Source organism: Hymenobacter agri, from assembly GCF_054778495.1.
The window spans coordinates 1-838 of record NZ_BAAGZM010001093.1; the positions used below are offsets into that span (position 1 = coordinate 1).

Genomic DNA, 838 nt, shown 5'->3' on the forward strand with positions numbered 1-838 from the left:
GTGCTGCAGGCCGGCGGCACGCTGGCCATCTGCGACCCGGCCGGCATTTCGCCGACGGGCGTGCCCACCGGCGCGGTATTGCTAACGGGTACCCGCACGTATAGCCCGCTGGCCCAGTACATCTACACCGGCAACGCGGCGCAGGTAACCGGCCTGGGCCTGCCCGGCACGGTGCTGGCTATGGGCGTGCAGAATGCCTCCGGCGTAACGCTGAGCCAGGCCCTGAGCCTGACGCAGGGCCTGAACCTGAACCTGGGCAACCTGAACACGGGCGGCCAAACGTTCACGCTGCTATCGTCGGCCACTGGCACGGCGGGCGTAGTGAATACGGGCGGCGTGGTGAACGGCACGGCTACCGTGCAGCGCTACATCAACAGCAGCAATCCGCTGGGCTACCGCCACTACTCGGCCCCGGTGAGCAACACCACGGTGGCGGATTTGGCCACGGCTGGCTTCACGCCGGTGGTGAACCCCGCCTACAACAGCAGCGCTACGCCGGGCACGGTTACCGCTTTCCCGACGGTATTTGGCTACAACCAGGACCGCATCGCGACGGTGACCTCGAACTTCAGCGCCTTCGACAAAGGCTGGTTCTCGCCCAATAGCCTGAGCGACCCGATGGTGGCGGGCAAAGGCTACACCGTGAACGCGCCGAACACGGCTCTGGTCGATTTCGTGGGGGCGCTGAACAACGGTCCCGTGGCCTCGGGCACGCTGAACCGCGGCACCGATGCCGCCGCTGGCTGGCACCTGCTGGGCAATCCTTACCCGAGCCCCCTCGACTGGAGCACCGTAGCCCCCGCCCAGCGCCCCGGCATGGACGCCGCCATCTACGTGT

General features: G+C 67.4%; 1 protein-coding gene. It reads left to right on the plus strand.

What is annotated here, in order from left to right; genetic code table 11:
- Positions 1-838 (plus strand): hypothetical protein (locus ACYVDE_RS24675; protein ID WP_460504165.1); only part of this gene is annotated, 838 nt, incomplete at both ends.